Annotated in this window: 17 protein-coding genes; 8 read left to right on the forward strand and 9 right to left on the reverse strand. The window is 71.8% G+C overall.

Annotation, left to right across the window (positions count from 1 at the left end; genetic code table 11):
- Position 1: 1 nt before the first annotated feature.
- The 4 genes from ACK99Q_RS11875 to ACK99Q_RS11890 are packed head-to-tail and all read right to left on the reverse strand — an operon-like array spanning position 2 to position 2,921.
- Positions 2 to 1,156 carry a DUF222 domain-containing protein gene (locus ACK99Q_RS11875; RefSeq protein WP_410186337.1) on the reverse strand — a complete coding sequence of 385 codons (1,155 nt, stop codon included), beginning with the start codon at positions 1,154 to 1,156 and terminating at the stop codon, positions 2 to 4.
- Between the two features lie 53 nt (positions 1,157 to 1,209).
- A complete protein-coding gene (locus tag ACK99Q_RS11880; RefSeq protein WP_410186338.1) occupies positions 1,210 to 1,872 on the reverse strand; it encodes a hypothetical protein in 663 nt (220 codons plus the stop codon).
- Positions 1,873 to 1,877: 5 nt separating this feature from the next.
- Positions 1,878 to 2,402 carry a metallophosphoesterase family protein gene (locus ACK99Q_RS11885; RefSeq protein WP_410186339.1) on the reverse strand — a complete coding sequence of 175 codons (525 nt, stop codon included), beginning with the start codon at positions 2,400 to 2,402 and terminating at the stop codon, positions 1,878 to 1,880.
- Between the two features lie 21 nt (positions 2,403 to 2,423).
- Positions 2,424 to 2,921 (reverse strand): macro domain-containing protein, encoded by a 498-nt coding sequence (locus ACK99Q_RS11890; RefSeq protein WP_410186340.1) that lies wholly within the window; start codon positions 2,919 to 2,921, stop codon positions 2,424 to 2,426.
- A 60-nt stretch (positions 2,922 to 2,981) separates the two neighbouring features.
- On the opposite strand from ACK99Q_RS11890, the gene ACK99Q_RS11895 reads away from it, so the two are divergent.
- Positions 2,982 to 3,878, forward strand: a complete 897-nt coding sequence (locus ACK99Q_RS11895) for an EamA family transporter (RefSeq protein WP_410186341.1) — start codon at positions 2,982 to 2,984, stop codon at positions 3,876 to 3,878.
- Position 3,879: 1 nt separating this feature from the next.
- Here ACK99Q_RS11895 and ACK99Q_RS11900 read toward each other — a convergent pair whose 3' ends face one another.
- From ACK99Q_RS11900 to ACK99Q_RS11910, 3 genes are read right to left on the reverse strand one after another with little or no spacing between them, the layout of a single operon-like run.
- Positions 3,880 to 4,335 (reverse strand): hypothetical protein, encoded by a 456-nt coding sequence (locus ACK99Q_RS11900; protein ID WP_410186342.1) that lies wholly within the window; start codon positions 4,333 to 4,335, stop codon positions 3,880 to 3,882.
- Positions 4,336 to 4,348: 13 nt separating this feature from the next.
- On the reverse strand, positions 4,349 to 5,743 hold the full coding sequence (locus ACK99Q_RS11905; protein WP_410186343.1) for a VWA domain-containing protein: 1,395 nt from the start codon (positions 5,741 to 5,743) through the stop codon (positions 4,349 to 4,351).
- Positions 5,740 to 6,624, reverse strand: a complete 885-nt coding sequence (locus ACK99Q_RS11910; protein WP_410186344.1) for an AAA family ATPase — start codon at positions 6,622 to 6,624, stop codon at positions 5,740 to 5,742. The genes ACK99Q_RS11905 and ACK99Q_RS11910 overlap by 4 nt, the downstream gene beginning before the upstream one ends.
- Positions 6,625 to 6,647: 23 nt before the next feature.
- On the opposite strand from ACK99Q_RS11910, the gene ACK99Q_RS11915 reads away from it, so the two are divergent.
- From ACK99Q_RS11915 to ACK99Q_RS11940, 6 genes are all read left to right on the forward strand, one after another.
- Positions 6,648 to 7,037: an SRPBCC family protein gene (locus ACK99Q_RS11915; RefSeq protein ID WP_410186345.1), complete on the forward strand. Its 390-nt coding sequence runs from the start codon at positions 6,648 to 6,650 to the stop codon at positions 7,035 to 7,037.
- A 13-nt stretch (positions 7,038 to 7,050) separates the two neighbouring features.
- Positions 7,051 to 8,340: a M20/M25/M40 family metallo-hydrolase gene (locus ACK99Q_RS11920; RefSeq protein ID WP_410186346.1), complete on the forward strand. Its 1,290-nt coding sequence runs from the start codon at positions 7,051 to 7,053 to the stop codon at positions 8,338 to 8,340.
- Positions 8,341 to 8,414: 74 nt separating this feature from the next.
- Positions 8,415 to 8,744: a YtxH domain-containing protein gene (locus ACK99Q_RS11925; RefSeq protein ID WP_410186347.1), complete on the forward strand. Its 330-nt coding sequence runs from the start codon at positions 8,415 to 8,417 to the stop codon at positions 8,742 to 8,744.
- Entirely contained in the window at positions 8,741 to 9,145 is a 405-nt protein-coding gene (locus tag ACK99Q_RS11930) for a phage holin family protein (protein WP_410186348.1), read from the forward strand. The genes ACK99Q_RS11925 and ACK99Q_RS11930 overlap by 4 nt, the downstream gene beginning before the upstream one ends.
- Before the next feature lie 13 nt (positions 9,146 to 9,158).
- Positions 9,159 to 9,425, forward strand: a complete 267-nt coding sequence (locus tag ACK99Q_RS11935; RefSeq protein WP_410186349.1) for a DUF3618 domain-containing protein — start codon at positions 9,159 to 9,161, stop codon at positions 9,423 to 9,425.
- Entirely contained in the window at positions 9,425 to 10,450 is a 1,026-nt protein-coding gene (locus ACK99Q_RS11940; protein ID WP_410186350.1) for a YihY/virulence factor BrkB family protein, read from the forward strand. Before ACK99Q_RS11935 ends, ACK99Q_RS11940 begins: the two co-directional genes overlap by 1 nt.
- A 3-nt stretch (positions 10,451 to 10,453) precedes the next feature.
- Here ACK99Q_RS11940 and ACK99Q_RS11945 read toward each other — a convergent pair whose 3' ends face one another.
- The gene (locus tag ACK99Q_RS11945) at positions 10,454 to 10,639 is read right to left on the reverse strand and encodes a DUF5703 family protein (protein ID WP_410186351.1); all 186 of its coding nucleotides are present in this window, start codon (positions 10,637 to 10,639) and stop codon (positions 10,454 to 10,456) included.
- Positions 10,636 to 11,589, reverse strand: a complete 954-nt coding sequence (locus tag ACK99Q_RS11950) for an aldo/keto reductase (protein ID WP_410186352.1) — start codon at positions 11,587 to 11,589, stop codon at positions 10,636 to 10,638. The genes ACK99Q_RS11945 and ACK99Q_RS11950 overlap by 4 nt, the downstream gene beginning before the upstream one ends.
- A 49-nt stretch (positions 11,590 to 11,638) precedes the next feature.
- Here ACK99Q_RS11950 and ACK99Q_RS11955 point away from each other — a divergent pair, with 49 nt between their 5' ends.
- On the forward strand, positions 11,639 to 12,472 hold the full coding sequence (locus tag ACK99Q_RS11955) for an undecaprenyl-diphosphate phosphatase (RefSeq protein ID WP_410186353.1): 834 nt from the start codon (positions 11,639 to 11,641) through the stop codon (positions 12,470 to 12,472).
- Positions 12,473 to 12,482: the final 10 nt, after the last annotated feature.

Genomic DNA, 12,482 nt, shown 5'->3' on the forward strand with positions numbered 1-12,482 from the left:
GTCACAGCGCTCGGTAGCGCTCGTGGCGGCTCAGGGGCGCGTCGAGGTGGCGGTCGTGGAGGTGACCGTGGGACTTCATGTTGTGGTGCTTGCGGCAGAGGCATCTGAGGTTGTTGCCGGAGGTGGATCCGCCGGAGTCGTAGGCCTGGGCGTGGTCGAGGTCGGTCTCGTGGACGGGTGCTCGGCAGCCGGCGACCCGACAGGTGCCGTCTCTCCAGTGGAGGGCCTGTCGGAGTGATTCGGGTGGTCGGTACTTCAGGACTTCGGTGTCGAGCACGTGCCCGATCGGGTCGAGGACCAGTCTCCTGAGCACGGCGTGCTCGGAGGAGGCGAGCTCGCGGACCCATTCCGCTCCGACGGGCTCGCCGTTGAGCGTCAGGCCCGGGCCGTTGGTGTAGCCGAGCAGGTCGGTGGCGCTGATGCTGATGGCGATCTCGGCGCGCAGGTCGCCGACGGTGCCGGTGTTCGAGGTGAGCCAGTCGGCGACGAGGTCGGCCTGCTTCTGGTCGCGGGTGCGGCGGTCGCGCTCACCCGTGGCGGGGTCGATCGCCGGGATCGCGCGGGCGGCCTTGCGCAGCCGCTCGCCGATCGCGATCGCCAGACCGGTGGGCAGCAGCGCGTTGAGCCACGACGTGCCGTCGTCGTTGTGGGTGATCGAGACGCGGCGCTGCTCGACCGCGCGGTCGGCCTCGGCCTGGGTCTGCTCGGGCTCGAGTCGCGCCCGCAGCCGGCGCAGCCAGGACCGCAGCTCGGCCAGGGTGTGGGTGGCCGCGTACTCCGGAGCCGAGTGCTCCAGCGCCGCCCACGCCTCGCGCGTCTGGAGCCGCTCCGCCGTCGAGGCGATCGCGGACGTGCGGTCGGCGTCGATGTCACCGGCCCGGAACGACTCCCACACCGCAGGCGTCCTGGACAGCAGGGTGGAGGCCTCGTGGACCATGCCCCACACCTGGTGCTCAGTGGTCCGCAGCGCCCGCGCCAAGTCCAAGGTCACCTCACGACGGGCCAGGTCCTTCGACAACGGAATGTCATCGACCCGGTCGATCTCCGCGACGCGCATCGCGTGGTGGGAGACGACGAACTCCCACTCCTCGAACTCCGCGACCGCACGCGCGCGACGCACCGCGTCACCCGTGACGACCGCTCGGCTCAACTCCATGAAGCCCAACTTAGTGGGTGCCACCGACAGATTCCGAACGTGAGGTCGAAGCGTCAGCTGGAGGCAGCCTCGGCGAGGGCGGCCACCGCGGCGCCAACGGCCCCAGGGTCGATCAGCTGGTGCAGGTGGGCACCGTCGAGGCGCTGGACGGGCCAGCCCGAAGTCCGGGCGAGGTCGTACTCGGCCGCGTAGGTGTCGCCGAAGGCGAGGTAGCCGGCCGGTCGCTCGGTCCAGCGCTCGGGCACGGGGACGGTGCGCTTGAAGTAGCCGAGCGGCACGCGCGCCTGCTCACGCTCGACGGCAGTCCGCGTCGCGGCGTCGGGGAACAGGTGGTCCACGTCCGGCCACCACTGCGTCCAGGGCGGCAGCGTGCCGTCGGGATCAGCGAGGTCGCGCAGGAAGCCGAGGAACGCCTCCGGCGCCAGAGGGGTCTCGGTCGCGGTCGGCCCCGGCAGGGCCGCGTCGACGTACACGGTGGCCGTGACGGACAGGACGGTGCCGAGGTGGGCGGCGTACAGCCCCGCGTTGCTGTGCGGGACGAGGACGACCGGCCGCGACCCGGCGGCCGCGCGGACGGCCTCGACCACGCCCTCAGGAGTCCGGCGCGCGGAGCCGAGGTCGACCGTGCTCGCCTCGTGCCCCTGCGCCCGCAGCCAGTCCTCGACCGGCCGCCACGTGGCCGGTCCGAGCAGCGGGCTCGGGACGAGCAGGAACATCGCGCTCACCGTCGCCGGGCCGGAGCCCTCGGCGGCAGCTCGTGCAGCCGGACGTCGCGGAGCGTCCCCGCGTCGGCGACCGCGGTCATGTAGGTGCAGAACGGCTGCCGACGGCGGTCGGTGGGGGAGCCGGGGTTGAGCAGCCGCAGGCCCGAACCCGTCGTCGTGTCCCACGGGATGTGGCTGTGCCCGAAGACCAGCACGTCGGCGTCCGGGTACTCGGCGCTGCAGCGCGCCTCGCGGCCCTTCGCGCCGCCGGTCTCGTGGACGACGGCGAACCGCACGCCGTCGATCTCGGCGTGGGCGACGAGCGGCAGTCTCTCGCGCAGGACGCCGTGGTCGTTGTTCCCGTACACGGCGAGCAGGCGGGTGGACCGTGCCTCGAGGGCGTCGAGCGTGTCCACGTCGACCCAGTCGCCCGCGTGGACGACGACGTCGGCCTCGTCGACGGCGGCCCAGACCTCGTCCGGCAGGGCCTTCGCGCGCTTCGGCAGGTGGGTGTCCGCGAGCAGGAGGAGTCGGGTGGCCATGGGGACAGTCAACCGTCCCGCTCAGCCGAGCGCCGCCTCGATCTCGCGCCGGGCCGCGTCGTCGTAGCCCACCAGCAGGACGTGCTCGACCGCGAACGTCCCGGACTCCACGGCACGGACGGCCGCCGCGACGGAGTCGCCCTTCGACCACCCGTAGACGCCCGCGCCGATCAGCGGGAACGCGACCTCGCGGGCGCCGAGCTCGTCCGCGACCTCCAGCGAGCGCCCGTAGCAGGACTCGAGCAGGGCGACGTCGGTCTGGCCGGCATGGCGGTTCGGTCCGACGGTGTGGATGATCCAGCGCGCCGGCAGGTCGCCCGCACTGGTCCAGCCGGCGTCGCCGGTGGCGAGACCGTCGGGGAAGCGGGCGATGCAGTCGGCGAGCACGGCGGGCCCGCCCGCAGCGTGGATCGCGCCGTCGACGCCGCCACCGCCGCGCATGGCGCTGTTCGCCGCGTTGACGATCGCGTCGACCTCCAGCGTCGTGATGTCGGCGTGGATCGCGCTGAGCCGGGTCATGTCCCGATCGTAGGTCGAGTGCTCAGGAATAGCCCGACGCCGGAACGCCTTGAACCACGCGTGGACGCGAAGTGGACGACGCCCCTGCTGACTGCGGTCGCACCCGTCGCCTGGGGATCGACGTACTACGTCACCAGCGCCTTCCTCCCGCCGGATCGACCGCTGTTCGGCGCGCTGATGCGCGCGCTCCCGGTCGGTCTGCTGCTGCTCGCGCTGCGGCCCACCCTCCCCACCGGATCGTGGTGGTGGCGCGCCCTGCTGCTCGGCACGCTCAACATCGGCGCGTTCTTCGCCCTGATCTTCGTGGCCGCCTACCGGCTGCCCAGCGGCCTGGCCGCGACGCTGACGGCCACGGCCCCCATCGCGATGATGCTCGTGGCGTGGCTGCTGATCGCCGAGCGGCCGCGGCTCGCGTCGCTCGGCGCGGCCGTCCTGGGGATCGCCGGCGTCGCCCTGCTGGTCCTGCGCGCGGGCTTCGCCGTCGACATGATCGGGGTCGCCGCCTCGCTCGGCGCCGTGGTGATGTCGTCGTTCGGCTACGTGCTGCTCAAGCGCTGGACCGCGCCGGTCGACCTGCTGACCCTCACGGCGTGGCAGCTCGTCGCGGGCGGGCTGCTCCTGCTGCCGGCGGCGCTGGTCGTCGAGGGGGCGCCGCCCGCGATGGACGTCCCGGCCGTGCTGGGCTTCCTCTACATCGGGCTCGTGGCCACGGGCCTGGCGAACTACCTGTGGTTCCGGGGACTGCAGCGGATGCCGGCTGCGTCCGTGTCGCTGATCGGCCTGCTGAACCCCGTGGCCGGCACGGTGCTGGGCGTGGCCCTCGCGCACGAGATCTTCGGGCCCGTGCAGGCGGTCGGCATGCTCCTGGTGCTGGCGGGCGTGCTGCTGGGTCAGGCGCCCGTGCAGGCCGCGCTCGGACGCCTGCTGCGGCGGCGCGAGCGCGTGCCCGCGCGCTGACTCACTCCTCGCGCTCGACCCAGGCCTGGTTGCCGGGCTCGATCGACTCGAGCTCGACGGTGCCGAAGTCGCCCAGGACGAACGTGACCGGCTCGTCGCGGTCGACGCTCGCGGGAAGGTCGAACGTGGACGTGGTGGGCACGTAGTCCATCGTCGCCGGACGGCCCTCGACCGCGCTCACCTGGACCGTGACCGTCTGGCCCTCGGCGCTCGCCTGGTGGACGATGGCGGGGTTGGTGCTGCTGCCGTACGTCACCACGTGGATGCGCCCCTCCTCGCCGACGACGACGCCGGCGGGGGAGTCGAGCCGCTCCTCGACGCCGGACGGCACGCCGCGGCTCGGCGCGGGCGTGGCCGAGGTCTGCGAGCCGGAGCTGGGAGAGTCGTCCTCGCCACCGCACGCGGTGAGGGCGAACGCCAGCACCGCCAGCACCGCGACTCGGGACAGGATGCGCATGACGGCTCCTCGCTCAGACCGGCAGCAGGCGGGTGACGAAGTGCGTCAGCTGGTCGACGTTCGCGCACTCGTGCATGGGGACGATCTCAGCGTAGGCCAGCGCCTCGGAGTCGCCCAGACCCCACCGCGTGTGGTGCTCGGGATTGAGCCAGTACGTGCGGCGGGACCGCATCGCGATCTCGTGCAGGGCGTCGAAGCGCGGGTTCTGGTTGTTGTTGCGCGCATCGCCCAGGATCAGGACCGCGGTGCGCGGTCCGACGGCGTCGAGGAAGAACTCCTGGAAGTCCAGGAACGCCTCGCCGTAGTCGCTGCTGGTGTGCCACTTCGTGATCTTCGCCTCGGCACGGATGCGCGGCTCGATCTCGGCGCCACCGGAGACCGCGCCGTCGCGGACGATCTCGGTGACCTCGGCCATCGCGTTGACGAACGCGAAGACCCGCACCTTGCTGAACTGCGCGCTCAGCGCCTGCGTCAGCAGCATCGTGAAGTTGGAGAAGCCGGCGACCGAGCCGGAGACGTCGCACAGCAGGACGAGCTCGGGACGGCTGGGGCGCGGCTTCTCGAACACGGGACGCATCGGGACGCCACCGGTGCCCATGGCACGGCGCAGGGTGCGACGCATGTCGATCTTCCCGCGACGGCGGCGCCGGCGACGGGCGGAGAGACGCGTGGCCAGCACGCGGGCGAGCGGCTGCACCGAGCGGCGCAGCTCCTCGAGCTGCTGGCGGTTCGCGCTGAGGAAGTCCACGCGGTCGCGCGACGACCGCACGGCGTGACGGGCGACGAGCTCACGGCCGCGCAGCTCGGCGGAGCGGCGACGGGCCTCGGCCTGCACCATCTCCCGGAAGGCCTCGACGCCCTGGCGGACCTCGTCGCGGGCCAGGCGGTCGGTGAACTGGGTGCCCAGGCCCTGTCCGCCGTGGCCCGACCCGCCACCGGGACGCATCGCCATGGCGGCGGCGATGAGCGTCTGGGGCTGGAGCCGGTCGATGGTCTGGTAGGCCGACCAGCCGGCGGTCTCGGTGCCGGGCTGGCCCACTTCGCCGAGCACGTCGACGGCGATCTCGGCGATCTGCGCGAGCGTGCGAGGGTCGCGGTCGAGCAGAGCCATGAGCAGCAGCTCGCGGATCTGCTGGACGTCGAGGTCCTCGTCGGCCTCGCGAGCGGCCTCGGGACGCCCGACGCCGATCGGGAAGAACAGGTCGAAGGTCTGGTCGAAGACGTCGCGCTGCCCGCCGCGGCGCACGAGCGCGGCGGCGAGACCCTCACGGAGCAGGTCGCGGTCGTCGAGGCCCAGCACGCGCATGACGTCGGCCGCGTCGATCGTCTCGCTGGGCCCGGCGTTGACGCCCTTGACGCGCAGCGCCTCGACGAACTCGACCAGCCGGGTCGCGACCTGGGTGCTCATGAGAGGACGGCGTCCAGGTCCAGCTTCGCGCGGGCCTTGTCGATGTCGTCGTGGTGCTTGAGCACGACGCCGAGGCTCTCCGAGACGACCTCGGAGGTGAGCGTGTCGGCGCCGAGGGCGACGAGCGTGCGCGCCCAGTCGAGCGTCTCGGAGACCGAGGGCGCCTTGCGCAGCGGCATGGCGCGCAGGGCGTTGACGACGCGGACCACCGAGTCGGCGAGCGCCTGGTCGAGGTCGGGCACCTTCAGCGCCACGATGTCGCGCTCCAGCTCGGCGTCGGGGAACTCGATGTGCAGGAACAGGCAGCGGCGGCGCAGGGCCTCGCTCAGCTCGCGGGTGGCGTTCGAGGTCAGCACGACGAAGGGGCGCTGGGTGGCCGTGACGGTGCCGAGCTCGGGGATCGTGATCTGGAAGTCGCCCAGGACCTCCAGCAGCAGGCCCTCGATCTCGACGTCGGCCTTGTCGGTCTCGTCGATGAGCAGCACCGTGGGGCCCTCGTTGCGGATCGCCGAGAGCAGCGGGCGGGGCAGCAGGAACTCCTCGGAGAAGATGTCCGACTTGGCCTCGCTCCACGTCTCGTCGTGGCCGGCCGAGATGCGCAGCAGCTGCTTGGCGTGGTTCCACTCGTAGATGGCGCGTGACTCGTCGACGCCCTCGTAGCACTGGAGGCGGACGAGCTCGGCGCCGCAGGCCTGGGCGACCGCGCGCGAGAGCTCGGTCTTGCCGACGCCGGCGGGACCCTCGACGAGCAGCGGCTTGCCCAGCTCGCTGGCGAGATAGACGGTGGTGGCGACGGCGTCCGAGGCCAGGTAGCCGGCCGTGGCCAGGCGCGCCTTGACGTCGGCGACCGAGGAGAACGGCATGGTGCCCTTGTTGAACATGGATTCAACTCTACGCTGTCCGTATGGCCAGGACGGTAGTGAGGTACACGTCACACCACGACGTCGAGTCGGCGTTCGCCCGCGTGACCGACTGGGAGCGCCACCGCGTGCCCCTCACGACGATCACGACGCGCCCCGACGGCTTCACGGCCCGGACCGCGATCGGACCCGTCGGCTTCGACGACCCGATGGACGTGACGGCGTGGGACCCTCCGCACCGCGTCGACCTCGTGAAGCGCGGCCGGATCGTCCGGGGGAGCGCCACGATCACGGTCGAGCCGCACGGCACGGGGTCGACCGTGACGTGGGACGAGGACGTCAGCGTCATCGGCGTGCCGCGCCTGCTCGACCCGGTCACACGGCGGCTGCTGGGCCTCATGGTCTCGACGGTCCTGCGCCGTCTGCTGGCCTGACTAGGCTGGACGCATGTCCGCCGCCGAGAACGAGGTCGTCGACCTCTGCCGTGACCTGATCCGGATCGACACGTCCAACTACGGGGACTCCTCGGGCCCGGGCGAGCGCGCCGCCGCCGAGTACGTCGCCGCCAGTCTCGCCGAGGTCGGCATCGAGTCGACGATCCTCGAGTCGGAGTCCGGACGCGCGTCGGTGCTGGCGCGCTGGGGCGACCAGAGCTCCTCGCGCCCCGGACTCGTGGTCCACGGCCACCTCGACGTCGTGCCCGCCCAGGCCGCGGACTGGTCGGTCGACCCGTTCGCCGCCGAGATCGTCGACGACTACGTCGTGGGCCGCGGCGCCGTGGACATGAAGGACTTCGACGCGATCCTGCTGGCCGTGGTGCGCGAGCGCCAGCGCGCGGGCCGCATCCCCGGCCGGCCGATCCTGCTGGTCTTCACGGCCGACGAGGAGGCCGGCGGACAGCTCGGCGCCCACTGGCTCGTGGCCGAGCACCCCGAGTGGTTCGAGGGCTGCACCGAGGCCGTCGGCGAGGTCGGCGGGTTCTCCACCGAGGTCGCCGGCAAGCGCCTCTACCTGCTCGAGTCGGGGGAGAAGGGCATCGCCTGGCTGCGGCTGACGGCCACCGGCACGGCCGGCCACGGCTCGATGGCCAACCCCGACAACGCGATCACCCACCTCGCCCGGGCGCTCGTCCGGATCGGCGAGCACGAGTGGCCCGTCGAGCCCGGCCCCTCGATGCGACTGCTGCTGGACAAGGTGCGCGAGCTGAGCGGCACCGAGGGCACGCCCGACGAGCTCCTCGAGCACTTCGGGCCCGCCGTGCGGATGATCGGCTCCGGCCTGCGGAACTCGACGAACACGACGATGGCGCAGGCCGGCTACAAGCACAACGTCGTTCCGGGGGAGGCCGTCGCCTACGTCGACGGCCGTCCGCTGCCCGGACACCACGAGACGTTCGCGTCGCGCGTGCAGGACATCGTCGGCGAGGGCGTGCGGGTCGAGCCGTACCACCAGGACATCCCGCTCGAGTACGGCTTCGAGGGCGACCTCGTCGACGCGATGACCGTGTCGCTGCTCAAGCACGACCCCGAGGCGCACGTCGCACCGTTCCTCATGTCCGGCGGCACCGACGCGAAGGCGTGGCACAAGCTCGGCATGACGTCCTACGGCTTCGTGCCGCTGCGGCTGCCCGCCGACCTCGACTTCACGGCGCTGTTCCACGGCGTCGACGAGCGCGTGCCGGTCGACGCGCTGCAGTTCGGCACGCGGGTCTTCGACGAGTTCCTCGATCTGGCCTGACCCCGCATACCTCCGCAGGGGCGGGGTACTCCCTCGACGCAAGAGTCACAGTCGATCGAGTGGAGGTGGCCACCATGGCCCGAAAGCTGACGTTCCTCGTAGGCGCCGCGGCCGGATACGTGCTCGGGACGCGTTCGGGACGCGAGCGGTACGACCAGATCGTCCAGAAGGCGCAGAGCCTGTGGAAGGACCCGCGGGTCCAGGACGTGGCCGACAAGGCGCAGCACGCCGCCCAGGAGCACGTGCCGGGGATGAGCGGCAGCGACTCGGGCAGCGGCTCGGGCTCCCGCAGCAGCGGATCCGGCTTCGGCTCGAGCTCCGGCGGCAGCAGCTTCGGCTCCGGCGGGACCGGCTCGACCGGCTCCGGCACGGACGGCTCGGAAACCGGGGCCGGCGGCCGATGAGCCACCACGAGCCCGGTCACGAGGCCTCGACGGGCGAGCTCATCTCGCGCCTGACCGACGAGCTCAAGACGCTCGTCCGGGACGAGATGCGGCTCGCCCAGATCGAGGTCTCCAGCAAGGCCAAGCGAGCAGGCGTCGGCGCCGGCATCATCGGCGCCGGAGGCCTGATCGCGCTGTACGGCCTCGGCGCGCTGATCGCCGCGATCATCGCGGCGCTGTCGCTCGCGATGGACGTCTGGATCGCCGCGCTGATCGTCGCGGTGGTGCTGTTCGTCATCGCCGGCGTCGCCGCCCTGATGGGCAAGAACCGCGTGCAGGAGGCCGGCGCCCCCGTGCCCCAGGCGACGGTGGAGAGCGTCAAGGCCGACGTCGACGCCGTGCGCCACGCCCGAGACCACTGATCCGGAGGACCCCATGACCGATCCGCACGAATCCGAAGTGCTCCGCGAGGACGTGGAGCGCACCCGCGAGCAGCTCGCGGACACCGTCGACGAGCTCGCCGCGAAGTTCGACGTCAAGAGCCGGGCGAAGGAGTCCGCGCACGAGTTCACCGAGTCCGCGAAGACGCAGGTCGTCGACTCCGACGGCAAGCCACGGCCAGAGGTGCTGGCACTCGCCGGCGGCCTCCTGTCGCTGTACGTCGCGAGCCTCGTGCTCCGCTCGCTGCGCCGGGGCCGCTGATGTCCGAGCCCGGCCAGCAGCACGGCCCCGACTCCCCGAAGGAGCTCAAGAAGCGGCCGTGGATGTACGTCTTCCGCAAGACCGCCCGGGAGTTCTCCGAGGACCAGGGGACCGACCTGGCGGCAGCGCTGACGTACTACTCGGTGCTGGCCCTGTTCCCGGGACTGTTGGCGGTGCTCTCGCTCGTCGGCCTGACGGGCCGCAGCGCGGACACGGTCGACGCGATGCTCCAGGTGCTGCGCGACGTCGGTGCCTCCGGCGCCGCCGACACGCTGGAGCCGACCCTGCGCCAGCTGGGGGAGAACCAGAACTCGGGTCTCGGCTTCGTCATCGGACTCGCGGCCGCCCTGTGGTCGGCCTCGGCCTACGTCAACGCGTTCTCGCGCGGCATGAACCGCATCTACGAGATCGACGAGGGACGTCCGTTCTGGAAGCTGCGCCCGGTCATGCTGGTGCTGACCCTGGTGACGGTCCTGCTGACGGCGCTCGTGGGGCTGAGCCTCGTGCTCACCGGCCCCGCGGCCGAGGCGGTCGGCAACGCCCTCGGGATCGGCGAGACAGCCGTGACGGTCTGGAACATCGCCAAGTGGCCCGTGATGCTGTGCGTCGTGGTGCTCATCGTGGCGCTGCTCTACTACGTCACGCCGAACGTCAGGCAGCCTCGGTTCCGCTGGATCAGCGTGGGCGCCGTGGTCGCGATCGTGACGTGGCTGATCGCGTCGGCCCTGTTCGGCCTCTACGTGGCCAACTTCTCGAACTACGACCGCACGTACGGCTCGCTGGCCGGCGTCATCGTGTTCCTGCTGTGGCTGTGGATCACGAACCTGGCGCTCATCTTCGGCGCCGAGCTCGACGCCGAGCTCGAGCGGGGTCGTGAGCTGCAGGCCGGCCTGCCGGCCGAGGAGGAGATCCAGCTGCCTCCGCGCGACACCACGAAGATCGAGAAGGACCGCAAGAAGTACGAGGAGGACGTCCGCCGGGCCCGCGCGCTGCGCCGCAGTCGCGGCGAGACGGACGACGCCTGACCGTCAGACGGTGGCGCGCATCCGGATGACCTTGCGCCGCAGCCGGACCGTGCGGTGACCGGTGGGGTCCTTGCGCAGGCGGTCGAGCTCCCAGCCCTGGAACTCGGCCGCCTGTGTCAGCCACTGGCACACGGCGTGGCGCGACTTGGTGCGCGAGATGGCGACGTCCCAGAACTCGTACTCGATCATCGGACTCCTTCGGACACGTCGCTCAGCGCGGCGACGATCTCGTGGGGCAGGTCGAGCAGCTCGGAGCCCAGGGACTCCTGGAGCTGGGCGGTGGTGCGGGCGCCGACGATCGCGGCGCCGACGTGCGGCTGGTCGCGCAGCCAGGTCAGCGCCACGTGCGAGATCGGGACGCCGAGGCCCTCGGCGGCCGCCGCGAGAGCGTCCACGACGCGGGCCTTGGACGGGGTCAGGTGGGGCGCGACGAACGCCTCCCAGCGGGCGTCGGCCGCCCGCGAGTCGGAGGGGACGCCACCGCGGTACTTGCCGGTCAGGACGCCGCGTCCCAGCGGCGACCACGCGAGGATGCTCAGGCCCGCGTGCTCCGCGGCCGGGACGACCTCGATCTCGGGCTCGCGTCGCAGCAGCGAGTACTCGACCTGGGTGCTGACCAGGGGCACGCCGCCGCCGAGCCGGCTGAACGCGTGCTGGGCGGCCACGGTCTGCCAGCCGGTGAAGTTGCTGATGCCCGCGTAGCGGACCTTGCCCGAGCGGATCGCCTGGTCGAGTGCCGCCATCGTCTCGTCGACGGGGACGGAGTCGTCCCAGCGGTGGATCTGCCACAGGTCGAGGTGGTCGGTGCCGAGGTCGGCGAGCGACTGGTCGAGCTGGCGCAGCAGCGAGCGCAGGGAGCCGTCGGTGACGACGCGACCGTCACGGCGCGCGACCCCGGCCTTGCCGGCCAGCACGAGCTCGTCGCGGACGCCGTGCTTGTCGAGCAGGGCGCCGATGACGCGCTCGCACGAGCCGTCGCCATAGATGGGGGCGGTGTCGAGCAGGGTGCCGCCCGAGTCGAGGAAGAGTCTCAGCTGCTCGTCGGCGGCGTACTCGTCTACTGCCGCACCCCAGGACATGGTCCCGAGAGCGAGTCGCGACACCTGGAGTCCGGAACCGCCGAGTCGACGCACCTGCATGCGGATGAGGTTAGTCGGTGGCCTGAACTTTGCTGTGTAGGCTCGCACGGTGGATCTGCTGCGCTCCGTCGTCCTGGGCATCGTCCAGGGCCTGACCGAATTCCTCCCGATCTCGAGCAGCGCGCACCTGGCGATCGTGCCGCAGCTGCTCGGCTGGGAGGACCCCGGCGCCGCGTACACCGCCGTGGTCCAGATCGGCACCGAGCTGGCGGTCGTCCTCTACTTCTGGCGCGACATCTGGACCATCGGCTCCGGGTGGGTGAAGGGCCTGTTCAGCGCCGAGGCCCGCCGCGCGTCCGAGTGGCGCATGGGCTGGTTCATCATCATCGGCTCGACCCCGATCGTGATCCTGGGCCTGCTGCTGGAGGACCTGATCGACAGCGAGTTCCGCAACCTGTGGTTCATCGGCGCCATGCTCATCGGCATGGGCCTCGTGCTGGGCCTCGCGGAGAAGCTGGGCCGCAAGACCAAGCCGATCGCCGACCTCTCCACGCGCGACGCGATCCTGCTCGGCTTCGCGCAGTCGTGCGCGCTCGTGCCGGGCGTTTCCCGCTCGGGCGCCACGATCTCGATGGGACTGTTCCTGGGCTACGAGCGCCAGGCCGCCACGCGCTACGCGTTCCTGCTGGCGATCCCCGCCGTGGTGGGCGCCGGCGTCTACAAGCTCAAGGACATCCCGGGCGGCGAGAACGCCTACGGCACCGTGCCCACGCTCGTCGGCACGGCGGTCTCGTTCGTCGTGGGCCTCGCCGTCATCCACTGGCTGCTCAAGTACGTCAGCAACCACTCGTACAAGCCGTTCGTCATCTACCGCGTGGCCCTCGGCTCCCTCGTGCTCATCCTGCTCGCCGCCGGCGTCCTCACCGGCGCCGTCGCCGCCTGACCGCTGGTCC

The organism is Aeromicrobium sp. MLTX1, assembly GCF_046452335.1.
Taxonomy (GTDB): Bacteria; Actinomycetota; Actinomycetes; order Propionibacteriales; family Nocardioidaceae; genus Aeromicrobium.

Excerpts from the sequence above, each read along its gene's own strand:
- ACK99Q_RS11875 (WP_410186337.1), bottom strand. The coding sequence starts at position 1,156 with ATGGAGTTGAGCCGAGCGGTCGTCACGGGTGACGCGGTGCGTCGCGCG.
- ACK99Q_RS11880 (WP_410186338.1), bottom strand. The coding sequence starts at position 1,872 with ATGTTCCTGCTCGTCCCGAGCCCGCTGCTCGGACCGGCCACGTGGCGG.
- ACK99Q_RS11885 (WP_410186339.1), bottom strand. The coding sequence starts at position 2,402 with ATGGCCACCCGACTCCTCCTGCTCGCGGACACCCACCTGCCGAAGCGC.
- ACK99Q_RS11890 (WP_410186340.1), bottom strand. The coding sequence starts at position 2,921 with ATGACCCGGCTCAGCGCGATCCACGCCGACATCACGACGCTGGAGGTC.
- ACK99Q_RS11900 (WP_410186342.1), bottom strand. The coding sequence starts at position 4,335 with ATGCGCATCCTGTCCCGAGTCGCGGTGCTGGCGGTGCTGGCGTTCGCC.
- ACK99Q_RS11905 (WP_410186343.1), bottom strand. The coding sequence starts at position 5,743 with ATGAGCACCCAGGTCGCGACCCGGCTGGTCGAGTTCGTCGAGGCGCTG.
- ACK99Q_RS11910 (WP_410186344.1), bottom strand. The coding sequence starts at position 6,624 with ATGTTCAACAAGGGCACCATGCCGTTCTCCTCGGTCGCCGACGTCAAG.
- ACK99Q_RS11915 (WP_410186345.1), top strand. The coding sequence starts at position 6,648 with ATGGCCAGGACGGTAGTGAGGTACACGTCACACCACGACGTCGAGTCG.
- ACK99Q_RS11920 (WP_410186346.1), top strand. The coding sequence starts at position 7,051 with ATGTCCGCCGCCGAGAACGAGGTCGTCGACCTCTGCCGTGACCTGATC.
- ACK99Q_RS11925 (WP_410186347.1), top strand. The coding sequence starts at position 8,415 with ATGGCCCGAAAGCTGACGTTCCTCGTAGGCGCCGCGGCCGGATACGTG.
- ACK99Q_RS11930 (WP_410186348.1), top strand. The coding sequence starts at position 8,741 with ATGAGCCACCACGAGCCCGGTCACGAGGCCTCGACGGGCGAGCTCATC.
- ACK99Q_RS11935 (WP_410186349.1), top strand. The coding sequence starts at position 9,159 with ATGACCGATCCGCACGAATCCGAAGTGCTCCGCGAGGACGTGGAGCGC.
- ACK99Q_RS11940 (WP_410186350.1), top strand. The coding sequence starts at position 9,425 with ATGTCCGAGCCCGGCCAGCAGCACGGCCCCGACTCCCCGAAGGAGCTC.
- ACK99Q_RS11945 (WP_410186351.1), bottom strand. The coding sequence starts at position 10,639 with ATGATCGAGTACGAGTTCTGGGACGTCGCCATCTCGCGCACCAAGTCG.
- ACK99Q_RS11950 (WP_410186352.1), bottom strand. The coding sequence starts at position 11,589 with ATGCAGGTGCGTCGACTCGGCGGTTCCGGACTCCAGGTGTCGCGACTC.